Source organism: Bradyrhizobium sp. Crot121, assembly GCF_059512385.1.
The window spans coordinates 1-20,095 of the sequence record NZ_JCAMOR010000106.1; the positions used below are offsets into that span (position 1 = coordinate 1).

Consider the following 20,095-nt stretch of genomic DNA (forward strand, 5'->3'; position numbering starts at 1 on the left):
GATCTTCGCAATCACCGGACTTACCATGACCGCTCCAGCCTCTCAGCCTTTTGCAGAACCTTCCGCACACTACCCACCAGCAGCCCGTTGCCGGACGATTGCAGTCCTGGCGATGCCAGTTGATACGCCCTCGCCCCTTGTGGGAGAGGGCAGCTCAGCCATCAGCCGCGAACTCACTTGGGTGAGGGGTTCTCTCCGCGAGCACAAGAGCGTGTCGAGAGAACCCCTCATCCGGCGCTTCGCGCCACCTTCTCCCACAAGGGGAGAAGAGATCAACTACGTCCGCAGCGCCGCCAGCAGTTCGTCGGGCTGCTCGACCATCATCATGTGGCCGGCACCGGCCAGCACCACGGTGCGCGCGTTCGGCGTTGCGGCCGCCAGCGTCTTGCCGGCTTTTGCTGGAGTCATCAGATCGCGCTCGCCGAGGATGAACGTCACCGGCACCTTGATCTGCGCCGCCGCGGCCAGCGCGTTCTGGTACGAATTGCAGGCGTTGAGATCATTGTAGAGCACGCCCGGTCGCGCACGCTGCAGCACGCGCTGTGCGCCGTGGTGCATCCACAATCCCGGCGCGAGCGAGCCGCCGAGCTCGGCCTTGAAGCCAAGACCCCAGATCGAGACCATGTCGATCGCGGCGGGATCGTTGGCCTCCGCCGCCTTCAACAGATCAGGCCCAACCGTCATCGTCGCCGCCGTTCCGATCAGGCTCAGTGCCGACACTTTGTCCGGGTGCCGCGCCGCGGTCTCCAGCGCGATCAGTGAACCCATGGAGTGTCCGATCAGCTTCGCCTTCGAGGCCCCGGCCGCCTGCAACAGCGCCGCGATCCAATCCGCCATCTCAGCAATCGTCGGCAAAGGCTTGCCGGACGAGCGGCCGTGGCCCGGCAGGTCCGGCGCCAGCACCGAATAGCCGTGGTGCGCGAACCAGCGGCTGTGCAACGCCCAGGTGGAGCTGTCAAAGCCCGCGCCGTGGATCATCACGACCGTGGGCAACGATGGATCGAACGGCTTTCCGCCTGTTACCGCGAAAGTCTCAATCCCGTTCACCGAAAGCTGCATGGCTCAAACCCTCTGCGACGCGCGAAGCGCCTGGCCGAGATCGTCGATGATGTCCTGCGCGGTCTCGATGCCGACCGACAGCCGCACCAGCTCTTCGCCGATGCCGGCAGCCTTGAGCTGGTCGGCGTCCATCTGCTGATGGGTGGTGGAGGCGGGATGGATCACGAGTGTCTTGGCATCACCGACATTGGCGAGGTGGCTGATCAGTTTGAGCGACTCGATGAACTTCTTGCCCGCAGCGCGTCCGCCCTTGATGCCGAAGCTGACGATCGAGCCGGCGCCGCGCGGCAGCAGCTTCTTCGCAAGCTCGTAATCCGGGTGATTTTCCAGCGCCGGATGCAGCACCCAATCGACTGCCTTGTTCGCGGTCAGGAATTCCAGCACCGCGAGCGTATTGCTCATGTGCCGATCCATCCGCACGCCGAGCGTCTCGATGCCCTGCAGGAGCTGGAACGCGTTGGTCGGCGACAGGCAGGCGCCGAAATCGCGCAAGCCCTCGGTGCGGGCCCGCATGATGAAGGCCGCCTTGCCGAACTGCTCGTCGAAGACGATGCCGTGATAGCCGGCATAGGGCTCGGTGAGCTGCGGGAATTTGCCCGACGCATGCCAGTCGAAGCCGCCGCCGTCAACAATGACGCCGCCGATCGCAATGCCATGCCCGCCGAGCCATTTCGTCGCCGAGTTCATGACGATGTCGGCGCCGAATTCGATCGGGCGGCTGAGATAGGGCGTCGCAAAGGTGTTGTCGATCAACAGCGGAATTTTCGCGTCGTGCGCGATGTCAGCCACCGCGGGGATATCGAGCACTTCAAGGCCGGGATTGCCGATGGTCTCGGCGATCACCAGGCGCGTGTTCGGTTTGATCGCGGCGCGGAATTCGTCCAGCGCCCGCGGCTTCACGAAGGTCGTCGTGATGCCGAAGCGCGGCAGCGTGTGCGCCAGCAGGTTGATGGTGCCGCCATAGAGCGAGGCCGAAGCGACGATGTGGTCGCCGGCATTGAGCAGCGTGGCGATCGCCAGATGCATCGCCGCCATGCCGCTCGCGGTGCAGATCGCGCCGACGCCGCCTTCGAGCGCTGCGATCCGCTCCTCCAGCACCGCAGTCGTTGGATTGGAAATTCGTGTGTAGATGTGGCCGGCGCGCTCCAGGTTGAACAGCGCGGCCGCATGATCGGCGTCCTGGAACACGTAGGACGTCGTCTGGTAGATCGGCACTGCGCGCGATCCCGTCACGGGATCGGGGCGCTGTCCGGCATGCAGGCTTAGGGTTTCGAACGCAGGCGGGTTGGGTGCGGGCATGCTGAAACTCGCGAGCTGGGGGCGGGATTGGTGCGGTTTATGGCCTGATCCGGAAAGATGGAAGCCAGTTTTCCCGCGCGACAAACGCGTAGTGTTTGCGCGGAGATCATGCCCAAAACTAGACGTGCACGGCGGTGCGCACGCGGCCGGCGTTGCCGAATACGCGCAGGTAACGCTCGACCTCGGAGGGGATACCGGTCGCCTTCTCGGGATTATCTGAGAGTTTTACCGCCGGCCTGCCGTCGACCGAGGTCACCTTGCAGACGATCGAGATCGGGTCGAGGTCGGCGGAACCGTCAGGCGCGCAGCCGACGAAGTCATTGGTGAGGTTGGTGCCCCAGCCGAAGCTGATGCGAACGCGGCCGGCGAAATGCCTGTAGCTTTCCTCGATCGAATCGACGTCCATGGCGTCCGAGAAGACCAGGAGCTTCTCCCTGGGATCGCGGCCCTTCTGCTTCCACCATCGGATGATCTCCTCGCCGGCCGCGATCGGCGGCGCGCTGTCCGGGCGAAAGCCGGTCCAGTCGGCGACCCAATCCGGCGCGTCGCGCAGAAACACCCTGGTGCCGAAGGCATCGGGGAGGGCGACCAGCAGGTTGCCGCCGTAGGTATGGCGCCACTGGTCGAGGATGGCGTAGGGCGCCCAGCGCAGCTCCTCGTCCGAATTGGCGAGCGCCGCAGCCACCATCGGCAGTTCATGGGCATTGGTGCCGATCGCCTCGAGGTCGTTGTCCATTGCCAGCAGCACGTTCGAGGTGCCGGTGAAAGACGGCCCGAGTCCCTCCTTCACGGCCTCGACGCACCAGCGCTGCCAGAGGAAGCCGTGGCGGCGGCGGGTGCCGAAGTCCGAAAGCTTTAGGCCGTCGAGCTTGCGCAGGCGCTCGACCTTGGCCCACAGCTTGGCCTTGGCGCGCGCATAGAGCACGTCGAGCGCGAAACGGCCCTGACCCTTCATCGCCGCGCGCGAGCGCAATTCGTTCAAGATCGCGAGCGCCGGGATCTCCCACATGGTGGTGTGGGTCCAGAACCCGTGGAAATGCAGCTCATACTGCCCATCGACCTTGCGCAGCTCGTATTCGGGCAGGCGGAAATTCGAAAGCCAGTTGATGAATTCCGGCGAGAACATCTGGGTCTTGCCGTAGAACGTGTTACCGGCGAGCCAGATCAGCTCCTTCTTGCTGAATCGGATGGTGCGGGCGTGGTCGAGCTGCGCGCGCAATTCGCCCTCGTCGATCACCTCGGCAAGCCGGACCCGGCTGGTGCGGTTGATCACCGAAAAGGTCGTGCGCGTGTCCGGGTAGAACTCCCGGATCATCTGCAGCATCAACAGCTTGTAGAAATCGGTGTCGAGCAGGCTGCGGACGATCGGGTCGAGCCGCCAGCCATGGTTGTAGGTTCGGGTTGCAATATCGGTAAACGTCATGGCGGAACCTTAGCGTGCCAAAAGCTGCCCAACCAGTGGATTGTGGCAGTGGTTCTGGCAGGGCAGCTCAGCGTGTTCCCTGTCTGATCCTGCCAGCGGTCGCCTCGATGCCGGTCCAGGCCGGCTTGTCCGGAGCAAACTGCCGCCGGAGATAGGAAACGAGTTCGGCGACCTGGCCGTCGGTCATGCTGTCCTTGAATCCGGGCATATAACCGAGGTCGCCGGTCGCGGGTTCGCGGATGCCGTGCAGGATCACCTGGATCAAATTGTCCGGCACCGCGCTGTGCAGATTGCTGTTCAGGGACAGCGAGGGCCGGCTGCCGAACAGAGGCGGTCCGCCCACTTCGTGACAGACCGCGCAGGCGCCCTGGTAGAGGCGGGCGCCGAAGGAGGCGGGCACAACCGCGCTTGTGGCCGTCGCATGTTCGAGCTTCACAGCGATCGCTTCCTGCTCCGGCCCGTCAATGGCGGTCTCGTTGAAAGAGCCGAGATAGACGGCCATGGCGCGGATGTCCCGGTCTGGCAGTGCGGCCAATTCCTTCACGACCGGCGCCATCGGCCCGGCCGCCACGCCATGGAAGCGGGATTCGCCGGTCCGCAAATAGGCGTAGAGCGCGTCCTCACTCCAGGGGATCGGTGCCTTTGACATCGACGTCAGCGCAGGCGCCTCCCAGCCCTCGGCAAAGCCGCCGGCGAGATAGGCATTCTTGAGCTCGGCGCCGAGCGCGTTGCGCGGTGAATGGCAGGCGCTGCAATGGCCGAGACCTTCGACCAGATAGGCGCCGCGATTCCACATCTCCGACCTGGTCGGATCGGGCTGGAACGATTTCGCCTCGTGGAACAGCGCATTCCATCCGGCGAGCAGCGGGCGCAGATTGAAAGGAAACTTCAGTTCGTGTTCCGGCGTCATCGCGCGCACCGGGGCCTGCGCCATCAGGTAGGCATAGAGCGCCTGCAGGTCGGCGTCGGTGGCTTTGGCAAAATGGGGGTAGGGGAAAGCCGGATAGAGATGCCGGCCGTCGCGATGGATGCCTTCGCGCATCGCGCGCTCGAAGGCCGGATAGGACCACGCGCCGATGCCGGTCTCGACATCGGGCGTGATGTTGGTCGCGTAGATGATGCCGAACGGCGTCTCCAGCGCCCGGCCGCCGGCGTTGAGCTTTCCGTCCGCTGCGGTATGGCACACCGCGCAGGCGCCGAGCGCGGCAAGCTCCTTGCCGCGTGCAATGGTCGCGGCCGAATAGACCGATGCGTCAGGACGCGCGATCGGCGCAATCGCGCGCCACGGCAGCACGGCCGCGCCGATGCCGACGACGGCCGCACATACGGCGGCGATGCCGGCAAGCACGCCGGTGCGTCTCACGAACGGTTTTTGCCATTTCTCTGATGGAGCAGGCAGTGGTGGCGCCAGCGCAGGTGGGACAGTCGGTTCCTCGCCGTGCAATCCCTTCAGGATACGTTCCGGCGTGAACGGCAATTCGCGGAAGCGCACGCCGGTCGCGTCATAGATTGCGTTCGCGATGGCGGCCGCGCTCGGCACGGACGCGGATTCGCCGACGCCGAGCGGCGGCTGATCCTGCCGCGGCAGCATCAGCACATCGATCTTCGGAAGCTCCGGGAATCTGATGATGGGGTAGGCGCCCCATTCCCGTGCCGTCACCGCGCCGCGCTCGAAGGTGACTTCTTCCATCAGCGCGCGGCTGGTCGACTGGATGACATTGCCCTCGATCTGATGGCGCACGCCGTCCGGATTGATCATCAGTCCGGAATCCTGCCCCGCCACCACGCGCGTCACGCTGACGTCACCGGTTGCCTTGTTGACCGCGACATCGGCGATCCATGCCGACCATGCCGCGCCATAGCCCGGAAACTTGCTGTGGACGTAGAGCGCATAGGCAAAGCCGCGCCCGCGCACGATGTCGTCTTCCGCGACCTTCTCCTCGCGCACCGGGCGTGGCTTCCAGCCGGCGCGCTCGGCGACCGCGTTGACGAGATCGATGGCGCGCTTGTCCTTGAGGTAGCGCAGCCGGTATTCGATCGGATCGACGTGAGCCTCAGCCGCGAGCTCGTCGATATAGGATTCATGCGCGAAGGTGTTCGGCAGCGCCGAGACGCCGCGAAACCAGGAGGCGCGCACGATCGGCGGCATGTCGTGGGCGACCACGCGCATGTGGTCGTAGTCGTATGGCGGGATCGCGGTGCGGTCGCCCATCTCGAAGACAGCAGGCGTCGGCGCAATCCTCCCCGTGAGCAGCAGCGCGAGCGTCGGCGCGCCGTTCGAGGGATAGCGCGTGGCAAAGTCGTAGGCGGCCACGCTGCCGTCCGCGTTCAGGCCGCCGTTGACGTCCATCAGTTGCGCGGTGCCCTTCGGCTCCCAGGCGTGCTCCTGCTCGCGCGTCAACTGCACGCGCACGGGCCGGCCGACCGCGCGCGAGAGCAAGAGCGCATCCGCTGTGACATCGTCGGCGCAGTTGCGGCCATAGCAGCCGGCCGCCTCCATCCTGATTACCTCGATCTCGGTCTCCGGCCGCTCGATCAGCAGCGCGAGATCGCCGCGCAGGAGGTGCGGGTTCTGCGTGCCCGACCAGACGCGGATAGCACTGTCGCGATAGTCCGCCACCGCGCAGGACGGGCCGATCGAGCCATGCATCTGGTACGGCCACAGATAGGTCCGCTGCATCGGCTTCGCGGCGCCCTTGATTGCACTGTCGACATCGCCTTTGTCGAGCAGCGTGCGCGGCGTCGATGGATTGGCGCGCAGCGCCTGCTCGACGTCGTCCAGACTGGTCAGCGTCGGCCCTGGTTTCCAAGTGACCTTCAGTTGCGCCGCCGCCTTGATCGCGTTTTCTTCGCGGTCGGCGACGACGCCGACGAAATCGCCGATCCGCACGACCGCGACGAGGCCCGGAATGTTGCGCACCGAGCTTTCATCAACTGCAATCAGGCTGGTGCCGACGAACGGCCCGGCGTCGACGCCGGCATAGGGCGGGCGCACCACGCGGCCGTGCAGCATGCCGGGCACGCGCACATCGTGGACGTAGACCAGTTCGCCGGTCGCCTTGGCCGGAAGATCGACGCGCGGCACGGATTGGCCGACGACGGAATAGGCATCGACGGCCTTCACCGGCACATCGTCGGCCAGTTCGAGTCGAATGATCTCGTCCGCGATCAGCTCGCCATAGGTGACGCTGCGGTTGTCCTTGCCGCGGATCAAGCCATCCTCGACTACGAGTTCGTCGCTCGATAGGTCGAGCCTTTCGGCCGCGCGTGCGGCCAAAAAGTGCCGCGCCTGCGCCGCCGCCTTGCGGAGCGGCACCGCCGATATCTGCATGGTCTCGCTGGCGATCGTCGGACCCTGGTTGGGTGTCTGTGAGGTGTCGCCGAGCACCACGACGACGCGCGCAAAGGATACGTCGAGCTCTTCGGCGACGACCTGCCCGAGCGCGGTGCGGATGCCGGTGCCGAGATCGACATGGCCGTTATAGGCGGTGACAAAACCATCCGCCGTGATCTTGATAAAGGTCTCGAACGCGCCGTTCGCGTCCGACCGGCGAACAACGGAGAGCGACCCCAGCGGCCGCGCCGGATTCTCTTGCGAGGCCATCAATCGCGCGCCTCAAGTTCGTGGCCGGCCGCGCGCATCGCCGCGCGGACGATCTCGATATGCGCACCGCAGCGGCAGAGATTGTAGCGCAACGCTTCCAGTATCTCGTTTTCGGTCGGACGCGGATTGCGCGTGAGCAGCGCCTTGGTCGTGATGATCATGCCGTTGAGGCAGTAGCCGCATTGCGCGGCCTGCTCGGCGATGAAGGCTTGCTGCACGGGATCGGGACGCTCGCGCGCGCCGAGCCCTTCGAGCGTCACGATGTCGCGCCCGACGCAGCCATCGATCGGGATCACGCAGGATCGCGCCGCGACGCCGTCGATCAGCACCGCACAGGCGCCGCATTCGCCGAGCCCGCAACCATATTTCGGTCCGTTCAGTTCGAGATCGTTGCGCAGCACGTAAAGCAGTGCGGTGTCCGGAGCGGCGTCGACATCGAAAATCCTGCCGTTGACGGTCAGGCGCATCGTGCTCGTGCTCCCCAAGGACTTCGATAGGTGTTTCGATGATTGCATTGCAAAATCAGCGATCGCAAAATCTACGACCGGTGCATCGGAGGATAACGTTTGTGTACAAACGTGCAAGCCGTCTGCCATTTGCTGCACTGCGCTGCCCGCTTTCTGGACAAAGCGGGGAGGCAAATGAGGTTTTATTCGGCAGGTGTGGTTTTTCGCGATTGCACCCGCTTGACAGGGTTACAACCTGCGCGCAGGATCATTCGTATACGAACGATATCCCCGATGATTGATGTCCCCGGGGAGATGATAACGCCGCCTCCCAACACCAGGCTTGTTCGCGATGGCCGACGTTGCCGCTTCTGACAAGATCCGCTGCGATGCCTGCCCGGTGATGTGCTACATCAAGCCGGGCGCGGCAGGCGCCTGCGACCGCTATGCCAATCATGATGGCAGGCTGGTGCGCGTCGATCCGCATATCGTGCTGTCACGCGCGCTCGAGCATGGCGGGCGCGTGGTGCCGTTCCAGGCGAGCGGCGACTGGGACGGCAAGATCGTCCACCAGGGCGATATCTTCGTCACTGCGATCGGCGCCGGCACCACCTATCCCGATTACAAGCCGGCGCCCTTCATCGTGTCCTCGGCTATCGACGGCGTCGACATGGTCACCGTCGTGACCGAGGGCATCTTCTCCTATTGCGGCGTCAAGGTGAAGATCGACACCGACCGCTATCTCGGCCCGGAGACCGCAGCGGTGCGCGCGCAGGGCGAGGTGGTCGGGCATGTCACCACCAGCGAATACGGTTCGCAGATGCTGTCGCTCGGCGGCGTGCATCATCTGACCGGCGGCTCCAAGAAGGAGGGCCGCGTCACCTGCGACACGCTGATGGATCTGTCCAACTGCAAGCCGGTGGAACTCACTATCGACGGCGGCGCCACCGTCGTGGTGCAGGCGGGCCAGGCGCCTGTTGTCAACGGCGTGCAGGAAGAGCGCATGCGCGTCGGCTGCGGCTCGGCCACCATCGGCATGTTCGCCAAGCAGTGGCACGGCAAGGTCGACGAGGTCGTTGTCGTCGATGACCACATCACCGGCGTGCTCTCGGAGCACCAGGCCGGCAAGCTGCTGGATATCGCGGACACCGGCATCAAGATGAAAGGCCGTCGGTCGACGCCCGGCCGCTATTTCCAGGTTGCCGAGCCCGGCACCGGCTGGGGCGGCACCAGGATCTCCGATCCGCTCTCCGTGCTCGGCCCGTTCGATCCCAAGGAAGCGCGGCCGGGGCTGACCATGCTGATGGTCTCGACCACCGGCGAGCATGCGGCCTATTACGTGCTCGACGAGGCGCTGCGCCCGATCGAGCAGGAGATGCCGGCCGAGCTGAAATTCTCGGTCGAGCGCATCCAGGAGAATTGCGAGCCGGCGCTGTGCACCGTGCTGTTCATGGCCGGCGCCGGCGGCTCGCTGCGCGCCGGCGTCACCGACAACCCGGTGCGGCTGACGCGCTCGGTGAAGGACGCGCTGACCCGCGTCACCAGCGGCGGCGCACCTGTCTATGTCTGGCCGGGCGGCGGCATCACCTTCATGGTCGATGTCACGCAGATGCCGATAGGGGCATTTGGTTACGTGCCGACGCCGGCGCTGGTCGCGCCGATCGAGTTCACGCTAAGACTTTCCGACTATGCGGCGCTCGGCGGCCACATGGATTACGTGCGGCCGCTGTCATCGCTCCGCGACAGCGCCGAGATCCGGCCGATGCTCTTCACTTCGGGGAGGCGACCATGACGAGACGTCCGCAAATCGCGCTTCTTCCTGATGGCAAGCGGCTGCATTTGCAGGACGGACCGATCGATCTGATCGTGGAGGCAACGGGAAGCGAGACTGCCGTGCGCGCAGCCTATGATGCGGCGGTGTGCCGCTTCACCGGCCTGCTGGACGGGCTTTGCATGGAGCTCGGCGAATTGCGCAAGGCGGCCCATCCGATGCACTGCGCGCTCGAAGGCGTCATCGCGCGCCGCATGCATGCGGCGGTGGCCCCGTTCGCCGCCGACCGCTTCATCACGCCGATGGCAGCGGTCGCGGGCAGCGTGGCGGAAGAAATCCTCGGCGCGATGCTGGAGGCAGCATCGCTCGATCGCGCCTATGTCAATAATGGCGGCGACATCGCCCTGCATCTTGCCGGCAACGAGCAGTTCACTGTCGGCCTGATCGACCGTCCCGATCATCGCGGCCTGTTGCAGACCATGGTGATCCACGCGGACGATCCCGTCCGCGGCATCGCCACCAGCGGCCGTCACGGGCGCAGCTTCTCCTTCGGCATCGCCGATGCCGTCTCCGTGCTGGCGCGGACCGCCTCGGAAGCCGATGCCGCCGCGACCGTCATCGCCAACGCCGTCGACCTGCCCGGAAACCCTAAGATTGTCCGCCGCCCGGCAAATGAACTGCAGCCCGACAGCGACCTCGGCCCGCGCCTGGTGACGCGGGAGGTCGGCACATTGTCGGCTCGCGAGATCACCGATGCCCTTGAAGCGGGTGCGGTTTGCGCGCGAGAATGCCTTGCGGCAGGATTGATCGAGAGCGCGGCGCTGCGCCTGTTCGGCGAGACGGTGATCGTGCGGGCGCGTGCGCTTAGCGTGCCGGAATCGCAACTCGTTCATGAATGCGCGATAGAGAATGCGCGGACCTGATCAGAAACCGGGCCGAAGACAACAGGGCGGAAACCGATGAGTGCCATCATTCGCAAGATCGTCACCGTGGTCGAGGAGACCCACATCGAGATGGGTAAGACCATCGCTCCGCCGACCCGGCGCGCGGCGGCGATCGCGGTGATCGAGAACCCCTTTGCCGGCCGCTATGTCGAGGACCTTTCGTCTCTGATCGCGATTGGCGAGGAACTCGGCGACTTGCTGTCGAAACGAGCGGTGGCGGCGCTTGGCATCGAGGGCTCCAAGGCGCATTCCTATGGAAAGGCCGCCGCCGTCGGCGAAAACGGCGAGCTCGAACATGCGGCCGCGATCTTGCATCCCAAGATGGGAGCGCCCGTCCGCAAGGTCCTGAGTAAAGGAGCCGCATTGATTCCATCCTCGAAAAAGCGTTCTGGTCCGGGGACGACGCTGGATATCCCGCTGGGGCATAAGGATGCGGCTTTCGTGCGGAGCCATTTCGATGGCATGGAGGTGCAGATCAATGACGCGCCGCGGGCCAACGAGATCATGGTCGCGGTCGCCGTCACCGATTCCGGCCGGCCGCTGCCGCGCGTCGGCGGGCTGACGGTCGCGGAGATCAAGGGCGAAGACGGTTTGAGATAATTTTGTTGGACATTGGAGGGTAAGGGATGCGGAATTATTTGATCGGGGCGGGGCTCGCGGTGCTGGTTGCGGGCATGGCTGATGTCGCCATGGCCCAGAGCGAGATCAAGATCGGCGAAATCAACAGCTATTCATTGTTGCCCGCCTTCACCGAGCCCTATCGCAAGGGCTGGCAGCTCGCGGTGGAGGAGATCAACGCGAGCGGCGGCATCAATGGCAAGAAGCTGATCGTCATCTCCAAGGATGACAATGGCAAGCCGGCGGATGCGCAGACCGCGGCCAACGAACTGGTCTCGAGCGAGAACGTCGCGATGCTCGCCGGGACCTTCCTCTCCAATATCGGGCTCGCCGTCTCTGACTTCGCCAACCAGAAGAAGGTATTCTTCCTCGCCGCCGAGCCGTTGACCGATGCCATCACCTGGTCCAAGGGCAACCGCTATACCTTCCGTCTGCGTCCCTCGAATTACATGCAGGCGGCGATGCTGGTCGAGGCCGCCGCGAAACTGCCGGCCAAGCGCTGGGCCACCATCGCGCCGAACTATGAATACGGCCAGTCCGCCGTTGCCGTGTTCAAGAAGCTGATGTCGGAGAAGCGTCCCGACATTGTCTGGGTCGACGAGCAGTGGCCGCCGCAGGGCAAGATCGACGCCGGCCCGGTGGTGCAGGCGGTTGCCGCAGCCAATCCGGAAGCGATCCTCAACGTCACCTTCGGCGCCGACTTGGTCAAGCTCGTGCGCGAAGGCAACACGCGTGGCCTGTTCAAGGACCGCGCGGTGGTGAGCTTCCTGACCGGCGAGCCGGAATATCTCGATCCGCTGAAGGACGAAACGCCGGAAGGGTGGATCGTCACTGGCTACCCCTGGTACGATATCAAGACGCCGGAGCATGAGGCGTTCCTGAAGGCCTACCAGGCCAAGTTCAAGGATTATCCGCGGCTCGGCTCGATCGTCGGCTACCAGACCATCAAGTCGGCGGCCGCGATCCTGACCAAGGCGAACTCGACCGATCCGGAGAAGCTGATCGCGGCGACCGAGGGCCTGTCGGTGCCGTCGCCGTTCGGCGAGATCACCTTCCGCAAGATCGACCACCAGTCGACGCTCGGTGCTTACGTCGGCAAGACCGCGCTGAAGGACGGCAAGGGCGTAATGGTGGAGTCCTCCTACAAGAAGGGCTCCGACTATCTGCCTGCCGATGCCGAGATCGAGAAGCTGCGGCCGAAGGATTGATGGATGATCTCCTCCCTCTCCCCGCTCTTGCGGGGAGAGGGTCGGGGTGAGGGGCTGTCTCCACGAGTCGCGCTCGCGGAGAGAGCCCCTCACCCGAATTGCTGCGCAATTCGACCTCTCCCCGCAAGGCGGGGAGAGGTGACCCAGCCTCCAACCCGGATCGCCGATGGCCTTTTACGTCGTTCAGTTCCTGACCGGACTTGCCAGCGCCGCCTCGCTGTTCCTGGTCGCCTCGGGGCTGTCGATCATCTTCGGCGTGACGCGGATCGTGAACTTCGCGCATGGCGCGTTCTACATGCTCGGCGCCTACATCGCCTTCACGCTCACCGAGCGCTTCGCCGGCGCGCTCGGCTTCTGGGGTGGCATCGTTGTCGCCGCACTTGTCGTCGCCGTGGTTGGCGTGCTCGTCGAGATGGTGCTGCTGCGGCGCATCTATCATTCGCCCGAGCTGTTCCAGTTGCTCGCGACCTTCGGCCTCACGCTGATGGTCCAGGATCTCGTCGTGCTGATCTGGGGCCCGAGCGACCTGGTCGGCCGTCGCGCGCCCGGCTTCAAGGGCGCGGTCGATTTCTTCGGCCAGAACATCCCGAGCTATGACCTGTTCCTGATCGTGCTCGGCCCTGTCGTGCTCGGCATCCTCTGGCTGCTGTTCCAGCGCACCCGCTGGGGCATCCTGGTGCGCGCGGCGACGCAGGACCGCGACATGGTCGCAGCGCTCGGCGTCAACCAGAAATGGCTGTTCACCAGCGTGTTTGCGGTCGGCGTCTTTCTCGCAGCCCTCGGCGGCGCGCTGCAGATCCCGCGCGATGCCGTGCATCATGCGATGGACTTGCGCATCATCGTCGATGTGTTCGTCGTTGTCGTAATCGGCGGCCTCGGCAGCATCACCGGCGCCTTCGTCGCCGCGGTGCTGGTCTCCGAGCTCAATGCCTTCGGCATTTTGATCTTCCCGAAGATCTCCATCATCCTGGTCTTCCTGGTGATGGCGGTGGTGTTGATCGTCCGCCCATGGGGCCTGTTCGGCAAGCCGGAAGCGCCGGCGCGCCGCACGCCGGGCCTCACCGTCAATCCGTGGCGGCCCTGGACCTCGAACGAGCGCCTCGCCGCTATTGCTGCGCTGATCGTGGCTGCTGCGCTGCCATTGTTCGGCGGCGATTACGCGCTCACCGTCGGTTCGGAGATCGCGATCTTCGTGATCTTCGCCGTCAGCCTGCATTTCCTAATGTCGGTCGGTGGGCTCGCATCGTTCGGCCATGCCGCCTATTTCGGCCTGGGCGCCTATGGCGTCGCCTTCCTCGCCAAACTCGCAGGGCTGCCCATGATCGCCTGCCTGCTGCTCGGCCCGCTATTGGGACTCGTCGGCGCCGCCGTGTTCGGCTTCTTCGCCGTGCAGCTCTCCGGCGTCTATTTTGCGATGCTGACGCTCGCCTTTGCCCAGATCGTGTGGTCGATCGCGTTCCAGTGGGTGGCGGTCACCGGCGGCGACAATGGCATCCTTGGCGTCTGGCCGGAGAAGTGGGCGGCAAGCCCGTCGCACTTCTACTGGCTCTCGCTCGGCATCGCGGCGCTTGCAGTTCTGATCCTGCGCGTCATCGTGTTCTCGCCCTTCGGCTTCGCATTGCGCGCGACGCGGGATTCGCCGCTGCGCAGCGAAGCGATCGGCATCAACGGCAAGCGCATCCAGTGGACCGCGTTCGTGATTGCGGGCACCGTGGCCGGCCTCGCTGGCGCGCTGTTCGCATATCTGAAGGGCAGCGTCTTCCCTGACAACATGGGCATCTCGCTCTCGGTCGATGCGCTGGTCATGGTGCTGCTCGGCGGCGTCGAGACGGTGTCCGGCGCCGTGGTCGGCGCCATCGTCTACAAGGCCCTGAACATCTGGCTGGTCAGCCAGACCGATTGGTCGAAACTGGTGCTCGGTGCCTTCATCGTGCTGATCGTCGTCGCCTTCCCGAAGGGCATCGTCGGCACGCTGCGGTCGATCCTCAGCCGCCGTCGCAAATCGTCATCGTCGAACTCGCCGCTTCTCGCCTCGCGCATCGAGACCGCCGAATGAGCATGGTCCCCACATTGCTGTCGGTCGAAGGTCTGACCAAATCCTATGGCGGCGTGCACGCCGTGCGCGGCGTCTCGTTCGAATTGCGCGCCGGCGAGATCCTGGCGCTGATCGGTCCCAACGGTGCCGGCAAGAGCACCTGCTTCGACATGCTCAACGGCCAGAACGTCCCGGATTCCGGCCGCATCACGATCCTGGGCGAGGACACCGCCGGCAAGAAGCCGCGCGCGATCTGGCGGCTCGGCGTGGGTCGCACCTTCCAGATCACCGCGACCTTTCCCACCATGACCGTGCGCGAGAACGTGCAGGTCGCGCTGGTCTCGCACCGGCACCAGCTTTTCAATGTCTGGAGCTCGACGCCGAATTTCGCGCGCGAGGAGGCAGGCCGGCTGCTCGATCTCGTCGGCATGGGCGCCTATGCCGAGCGTCCCTGCGGCGAGCTCGCCTATGGCGACCTCAAGCGGCTCGAGCTCGCGGTTGCACTCGCCAACCAGCCGAAGCTGCTGTTGATGGACGAGCCGACAGCCGGCATGGCGCCACGCGAGCGCATCGATTTGATGCGGCTCACCGCGACCATCGCGCGCGAGCAGTCGATCGGCGTGCTCTTCACCGAGCACGACATGGATGTCGTGTTCGAGCATGCCGACCGCATCCTGGTGCTCAACCGCGGCAGCCTGATTGCCGAGGGATCGCCTGAGGAAGTCCGCGGCAATGCGCAGGTGCGCGCCATCTATCTCGGCGAGGGCCTGGTCTATGACGCGCGCCACCGCGACGGAGCGCACGTATGAAACTCCAGGTGAACGATCTCAACAGCTTCTATGGCCCGGCGCATATCCTGTTCGATATCGCGCTCGATGTCGGCGAGGGCGAGGTGGTCGCGCTGCTCGGTCGCAACGGCGCCGGCAAGTCGACGACGTTCCGCTCCATCGTCGGCCTGGTAGAGAACCGCTCGGGGCGCATCGTGTTCGAGGGCAGGGACGTTTCGCGCGAGCCGACGCACGCGATCGTGCGCGGCGGGCTCGGCTATGTGCCGGAGGAACGGCGCATCTTCACCGACCTGACGGTCGAGGAGAATCTCGAGGTCGGCCGCCAGCCGAAGCGCGCCAACGCGCCATACTGGACGCGCGAAAAACTGTTCACGCTGTTTCCGAATCTCGGCGAGATGCGGGGACGCGCAGGCGGGCGCATGAGCGGCGGCGAGCAGCAGATGCTGACGATTGCGCGCACGCTGATGGGCAACCCGTCGCTGGTGCTGCTCGATGAGCCCTCTGAAGGCCTGTCGCCGAAGATCGTCGAGCAGATGGTCGACGCGATCCTTGCCATGAAAAAGGAGGGCGTGAGCATCGTCGTCTCCGAGCAGAACCTGCATTTCGCGCGCCTGATCTCGGATCGCGCCTATATCATCGAGCGCGGCCGCATCTACTTCGGCGGCACGATGGCCGAGCTCGATGCGCGGCCCGATATTCGGGACGCGCATCTGTCGCTGTGATGGGCGATGGTGGGAGATTCAATAATGGCCAGGAATGGGGGCGCGAAACGCAACCCGAAGCCGCAGAAGATCAGCTACATTCTGGACGAGCAGATCGGCTTCTTGCTGCGCCAGGTGTGGCAGCGCCATGCCACCATCTTCGCGCGTGAGATCGGCGTCGAGCTAACCTCGCCGCAATGGGCGGCGCTGTCGAAGCTCGCCGAGACCGGCTCGTGCTCGCAGAACCAGCTTGGCCGGCTGACAGCGATGGATGTCGCCACCATCAAGGGCGTCATCGACCGCCTCACGGCGCGGGGCCTGACCGAGACCAGTTCCGATCCTGAGGACGGCCGTCGTTTGCTCGTCAGCCTGACCCGCGCGGGCCAGCAGACGGTCGAAAAAGCTGCGCCGAACGCGCTGGCGATCACCAAGGAAACGCTGGCGCCGCTCGATGGCAAGGAGCGCGAGACGTTGATCGCGCTCCTGAGCAAGCTGCGCTGAAGCGTCCAGAGTCCGCCGGATTATCGGCGGAACAAAACCCGGCGGCTGACATTGCTAAGATTCAAGAGGCGGGCAGAGGAACCAACAGGAGTTCCCCCAATGAGGATGAATTGGCTTTACACAACGGCAATCGCCATGACCATCGGCGCCGGCGCGGCCATTGCGCAGGCGCCGGATCAATCGCAGAAGCGCGAGGAGAGCCCTCGCGCACAGGGGCCCACGGCTCAGTCGAAAGACATGGATCGTTCGGGCGCCCAATCCAGGGAAACCGAGCGCTCGGGTGCGGCGGCCGACCACGCGAAGGAGCGCACTCAATCTGAACAGAGGGGCGGCGCCAGGGACATGCAGCGCGGCGAGAGCCAGTCGCCGGGTGAGCGAAGCAAGCAGGCTCAGGAGCCGCAAGGACGTGAAAGCAAGGAGCCGACCCGGCAAAGCCAGGATCAGGATCGTCGCGAACGACCGCCAGCCAGCGCGTCGCAGCAGCAGAGCAAGGAAGATCAGCAAGGTCGCAACGCCAAGGAGACCACCGAGCAGCAGCGCGGTCGCGAGGACCGCACTGGACGTGACCGCGCGCAGGACACCAGGCAGCCTGACGATACCAGGCAGCAGAGCCAGCAGCAGATGGACCGCGACCGCAGGGATCAGCGCGATCAGGCGGCACAGCCCTCCGGCACGTCGACGCAGCAGCAGAGCTCGCGGCCGAGCGACACGACGCAGGGCCAGGCCACCAGGACCGGCCAAACGTCTGGACAGGCCGGTCAGCGCGCTGCAAACGTCAATGACGACCAGCGCAAGCAGATCGTGGATCAGCTACGGAGTGATCGAACGGCAACCCGGACCTCCAATGTGAATGTCAATATCGGCCAGCCGTTGCCGCCGAGTATCCAGCCTCACCGGCTGCCGGCAGACATCGTGCGGATTGCTCCGCAATATCGCGACTACGATTACACGCTCGTCGACGACAGGGTCGTGATCGTCGATCCGCGGCGGCACGAAGTCGTCGACATCCTCGACGAAGGGCCGGGCTATGGCGGGGCCGCAGCCTATGGCCGCGAGCGCATCGTCATCAGTGACGACATGCGCACGAGGTTCAGGGAGTTGGCGCGCGGGCCTTCGACTACGGTCGGCTCGACGACCTCGTCGGGCGGAACGTCGGCATCGAACTGCCTTTCGCTGCAGCCCGTGCCAGAGGAGATGGTGCGCAGCAATGCCGAGCTCAGGAACTATCGCTATCTCGCTGTCGGCGACCAGATCGTGCTGGTCGATCCGCAGCAGCAGAAGATAGTGCAGGTGATCGAGTAGGCGCACCCACACCCCGTCATTCCGGGGCGCGCGTAGCGCGAGCCCGGAATCCATTTTGCCGCGCACTCTGCGGCGAGATGGATTCCGGGCTCGATGCTTCGCGATGCCCCGGAATGACTCCGGAGCGGTTACCGTCCCACAATCTCCGGCACTTTGCCCGCCGGCGGCGTATTCCTGCTGCGCTGGGTGCGGACGATGCCGTCGATGATGGTCATGCCGATGCCCGGCAGATCGCCGAGCTGCACGCTCTCCAGGATATTCTTGCCTGGCGAATGCTGCGCCTTGTCCATCAGCACGAAATCCGCCGCGCGGCCGACTTCGACCAATCCGCAATCCAATCCGCGCATCCGCGCGGTGTTGCCGGTGGCGAGGCAGAACGCGATCTCTGCCGGCAGTTCGCCCAGCGAGGACAGCATCGAGACCATGCGCAAAATCCCGAGCGGCTGCACGCCGGAGCCGGCGGGCGCATCGGTGCCGAGGATGACGCGGTGAAGATCACCCATATCGCGCGCGATGCGCAGCGTGTAGAGCGCCGATCGCTCATTGCCGTTGTGAACCAGTTCGAGGCCGCGCTTGCAGCCCTCGCAGATGCAGCGGATCTGGTCGTCCGGCAGGGCGGTGTGGCCGCCGTTGATGTGGCCGACCACGTCGGTGTCGGCCTCCAGCACGACATCCTTGTCGATCAGACCGGAGCCGGGGATCGAGGGGCCGCCGGTGTGGATCGTGCTCTGGATGCCGTATTTGCGCGCCCACCCCACCATCTTCCGCGCGGTCGGGCCGTCCTTCACGCCGCCAAGGCCGACCTCGCCGAGCAGCTTGACGCCGGCGGCGGCCATTTCCTTGAAATCCTCTTCCACCATCTCGCATTCGATCACCGGCGCGCCGGCGTGCACCTTCACGCCGCCGGGCCGGAGCGTCCAGAACGCCCGCTGCGCGAAGATAGCCATCGCCTTCAGTCCGACCACATCGCGCGGCCGGCCCGGCATGTGGACCTCGCCGGCGGAGATCATGGTGGTGACGCCGCCATGCAAATAGCTGTCGATCCAGTTGACCTGGTTCTGCCGCGGCGTCCAGTCGCCCGCAACAGGGTGGACGTGGCTGTCGATCAGCCCGGGCGCCACCGTCGTGCCATTGGCATCGACGATGGTGGTGCCGCCTTCGGTATCGACATCCTTGGCGCGGCCGATGGCGGTGATCTTGCCGTTCTCGGCCACGATGGTGTCGGCGTCGAGGATCGGCCGCTCCAGCGCCCCCGACAGCAACAGCCCGATATTGCGGATCACCAGCTTGCTCGGTCCGGTCGCCTGCGGTGCATCGTGGGCCATGCTCTGTCCTTTTCGCTCAATCCCTGCGCCGCGCATTGTGCCCGCGGCCTGACGTGCCGATCAAGTCGGATTGTTTATTAGTACACGAATGATCGTCGTCGAAAAGCCCCTTGCCGAGGGTGCGGCGGCTCGCGCCACCACCTCCGTCATTGCGAGCGCAGCGAAGCAATCCATGTCTCTACTTGCGGCGCTATGGATTGCTTCGCTCCGCTCGCAATGACGATGTGGCTATTTTGGGTGCGACATAACAACCCGACGGGAAAATCAGCAAAAGTCTGTCCAGTCCTCGCGCGAAAAACATTCCGCTTCCGTCGTCGGGCAAATCAGTGATTTAACTCCGCGCGTCTCACGCCGGATGAGGGGCGGCTCGCGATCGTCACGAACGTTGCGGTGAGATGCGGTGGACGCGGGTGTCGCGACTGACGAGCGTGACATCAGCGGACGGCGAAGTCGTGTGGTCCTGGCGCCCCGACGCTGGCGCTAAGCTTCTCACGAAGCGACGGTGGCAAAAGAGCCCGGTCACCGGGGAGAGCACGAAGTAAGCCGTAAACCATCGCGCAGGGAAAGCCGGAATGCTTCGGTTGAACCTGTGGTCCTACCCCCGTGCTTTTTGTTGCACGGGGCCCATGGGTGCAACCGGCACCCGGCTTTCCCTGCACCCTCTGCTATCGAGGAGGGTGAAACGAGACGAAAAGCTCGGACGCAACGCGCCGCGAGAACGCGACTTTACATCCCCTCGCTGTTTGACATTTGAATCGTGATCTCTCCCCACGTCGTCCCGGGCTTGACCCGGGACCCATAACCACAGGGAGATGTTATGGCGCAGGCAGGCGGTCACAGCGGAGCAGGTCACATCGGCCTGTGGTTATGGGTCCCCCGCCTTCGCGGGGACGACGCCGGTGCGAGAAGCGCCAAAGCAATACCAACGACAGAGCTTAACCCGCCGTATCGAGCGCGAGCACGCGCCCATCTGCGCGAGTTGCATTCTCCTGTACAGTTCTGTGCGTCAAGTTCAGCAAAATTGATCATGGGGTCCGGCCAAGCCATCCCCTCGGAGCCGCCGTCGCTCGC

General features: G+C 64.9%; 15 protein-coding genes. 9 read left to right on the top strand and 6 right to left on the bottom strand.

Annotated elements, in window-relative coordinates; all coding sequences use genetic code 11:
* Nucleotides 1-276: 276 nt before the first annotated feature.
* The 5 genes from AC5ZGW_RS41565 to AC5ZGW_RS41585 form a co-directional block, all read right to left on the bottom strand.
* The gene (locus AC5ZGW_RS41565) at nt 277-1,059 is read right to left on the bottom strand and encodes an alpha/beta fold hydrolase (RefSeq protein ID WP_130229389.1); all 783 of its coding nucleotides are present in this window, start codon (nt 1,057-1,059) and stop codon (nt 277-279) included.
* 3 nt (nt 1,060-1,062) lie between these two features.
* Entirely contained in the window at nt 1,063-2,358 is a 1,296-nt protein-coding gene (locus tag AC5ZGW_RS41570) for an O-acetylhomoserine aminocarboxypropyltransferase (protein WP_130229390.1), read from the bottom strand.
* 118 nt (nt 2,359-2,476) lie between these two features.
* Nucleotides 2,477-3,781 carry a nicotinate phosphoribosyltransferase gene (pncB, locus tag AC5ZGW_RS41575; RefSeq protein WP_130229391.1) on the bottom strand — a complete coding sequence of 435 codons (1,305 nt, stop codon included), beginning with the start codon at nt 3,779-3,781 and terminating at the stop codon, nt 2,477-2,479.
* A 67-nt stretch (nt 3,782-3,848) separates the two neighbouring features.
* Nucleotides 3,849-7,385 (bottom strand): molybdopterin cofactor-binding domain-containing protein, encoded by a 3,537-nt coding sequence (locus tag AC5ZGW_RS41580; RefSeq protein ID WP_496114093.1) that lies wholly within the window; start codon nt 7,383-7,385, stop codon nt 3,849-3,851.
* Nucleotides 7,385-7,852 carry a (2Fe-2S)-binding protein gene (locus AC5ZGW_RS41585; RefSeq protein ID WP_130229392.1) on the bottom strand — a complete coding sequence of 156 codons (468 nt, stop codon included), beginning with the start codon at nt 7,850-7,852 and terminating at the stop codon, nt 7,385-7,387. The genes AC5ZGW_RS41580 and AC5ZGW_RS41585 overlap by 1 nt, the downstream gene beginning before the upstream one ends.
* Nucleotides 7,853-8,183: 331 nt before the next feature.
* On the opposite strand from AC5ZGW_RS41585, the gene AC5ZGW_RS41590 reads away from it, so the two are divergent.
* The 9 genes from AC5ZGW_RS41590 to AC5ZGW_RS41630 all read left to right on the top strand — a co-directional run bounded on the left by AC5ZGW_RS41590 (nt 8,184) and on the right by AC5ZGW_RS41630 (nt 17,699).
* Complete coding sequence (locus AC5ZGW_RS41590) at nt 8,184-9,623, top strand: 6-hydroxynicotinate reductase (protein WP_130229393.1); 1,440 nt, start codon at nt 8,184-8,186, stop codon at nt 9,621-9,623.
* Nucleotides 9,620-10,525 (top strand): UPF0280 family protein, encoded by a 906-nt coding sequence (locus AC5ZGW_RS41595; protein ID WP_130229394.1) that lies wholly within the window; start codon nt 9,620-9,622, stop codon nt 10,523-10,525. The genes AC5ZGW_RS41590 and AC5ZGW_RS41595 overlap by 4 nt, the downstream gene beginning before the upstream one ends.
* A gap of 36 nt (nt 10,526-10,561) precedes the next feature.
* Nucleotides 10,562-11,146, top strand: coding sequence for an amino acid synthesis family protein (locus tag AC5ZGW_RS41600; RefSeq protein WP_130229395.1), 585 nt, complete (start codon nt 10,562-10,564; stop codon nt 11,144-11,146).
* A 26-nt stretch (nt 11,147-11,172) separates the two neighbouring features.
* Complete coding sequence (locus tag AC5ZGW_RS41605; RefSeq protein WP_130229396.1) at nt 11,173-12,372, top strand: ABC transporter substrate-binding protein; 1,200 nt, start codon at nt 11,173-11,175, stop codon at nt 12,370-12,372.
* Nucleotides 12,373-12,538: 166 nt separating this feature from the next.
* Nucleotides 12,539-14,428, top strand: a complete 1,890-nt coding sequence (locus AC5ZGW_RS41610) for an ABC transporter permease (RefSeq protein ID WP_130229397.1) — start codon at nt 12,539-12,541, stop codon at nt 14,426-14,428.
* Nucleotides 14,425-15,216 (top strand): ABC transporter ATP-binding protein, encoded by a 792-nt coding sequence (locus tag AC5ZGW_RS41615; RefSeq protein ID WP_130229398.1) that lies wholly within the window; start codon nt 14,425-14,427, stop codon nt 15,214-15,216. Before AC5ZGW_RS41610 ends, AC5ZGW_RS41615 begins: the two co-directional genes overlap by 4 nt.
* The gene (locus AC5ZGW_RS41620) at nt 15,213-15,917 is read left to right on the top strand and encodes an ABC transporter ATP-binding protein (RefSeq protein ID WP_130229399.1); all 705 of its coding nucleotides are present in this window, start codon (nt 15,213-15,215) and stop codon (nt 15,915-15,917) included. The genes AC5ZGW_RS41615 and AC5ZGW_RS41620 overlap by 4 nt, the downstream gene beginning before the upstream one ends.
* A gap of 24 nt (nt 15,918-15,941) precedes the next feature.
* Nucleotides 15,942-16,397 (top strand): MarR family winged helix-turn-helix transcriptional regulator, encoded by a 456-nt coding sequence (locus AC5ZGW_RS41625; protein WP_130229400.1) that lies wholly within the window; start codon nt 15,942-15,944, stop codon nt 16,395-16,397.
* A gap of 99 nt (nt 16,398-16,496) precedes the next feature.
* Nucleotides 16,497-17,699 (top strand): DUF1236 domain-containing protein, encoded by a 1,203-nt coding sequence (locus tag AC5ZGW_RS41630; protein WP_130229401.1) that lies wholly within the window; start codon nt 16,497-16,499, stop codon nt 17,697-17,699.
* A 128-nt stretch (nt 17,700-17,827) separates the two neighbouring features.
* Here the strand turns inward: AC5ZGW_RS41630 and AC5ZGW_RS41635 are convergent, their stop codons facing one another.
* Entirely contained in the window at nt 17,828-19,024 is a 1,197-nt protein-coding gene (locus tag AC5ZGW_RS41635; protein ID WP_130229402.1) for an amidohydrolase family protein, read from the bottom strand.
* Nucleotides 19,025-20,095: the final 1,071 nt, after the last annotated feature.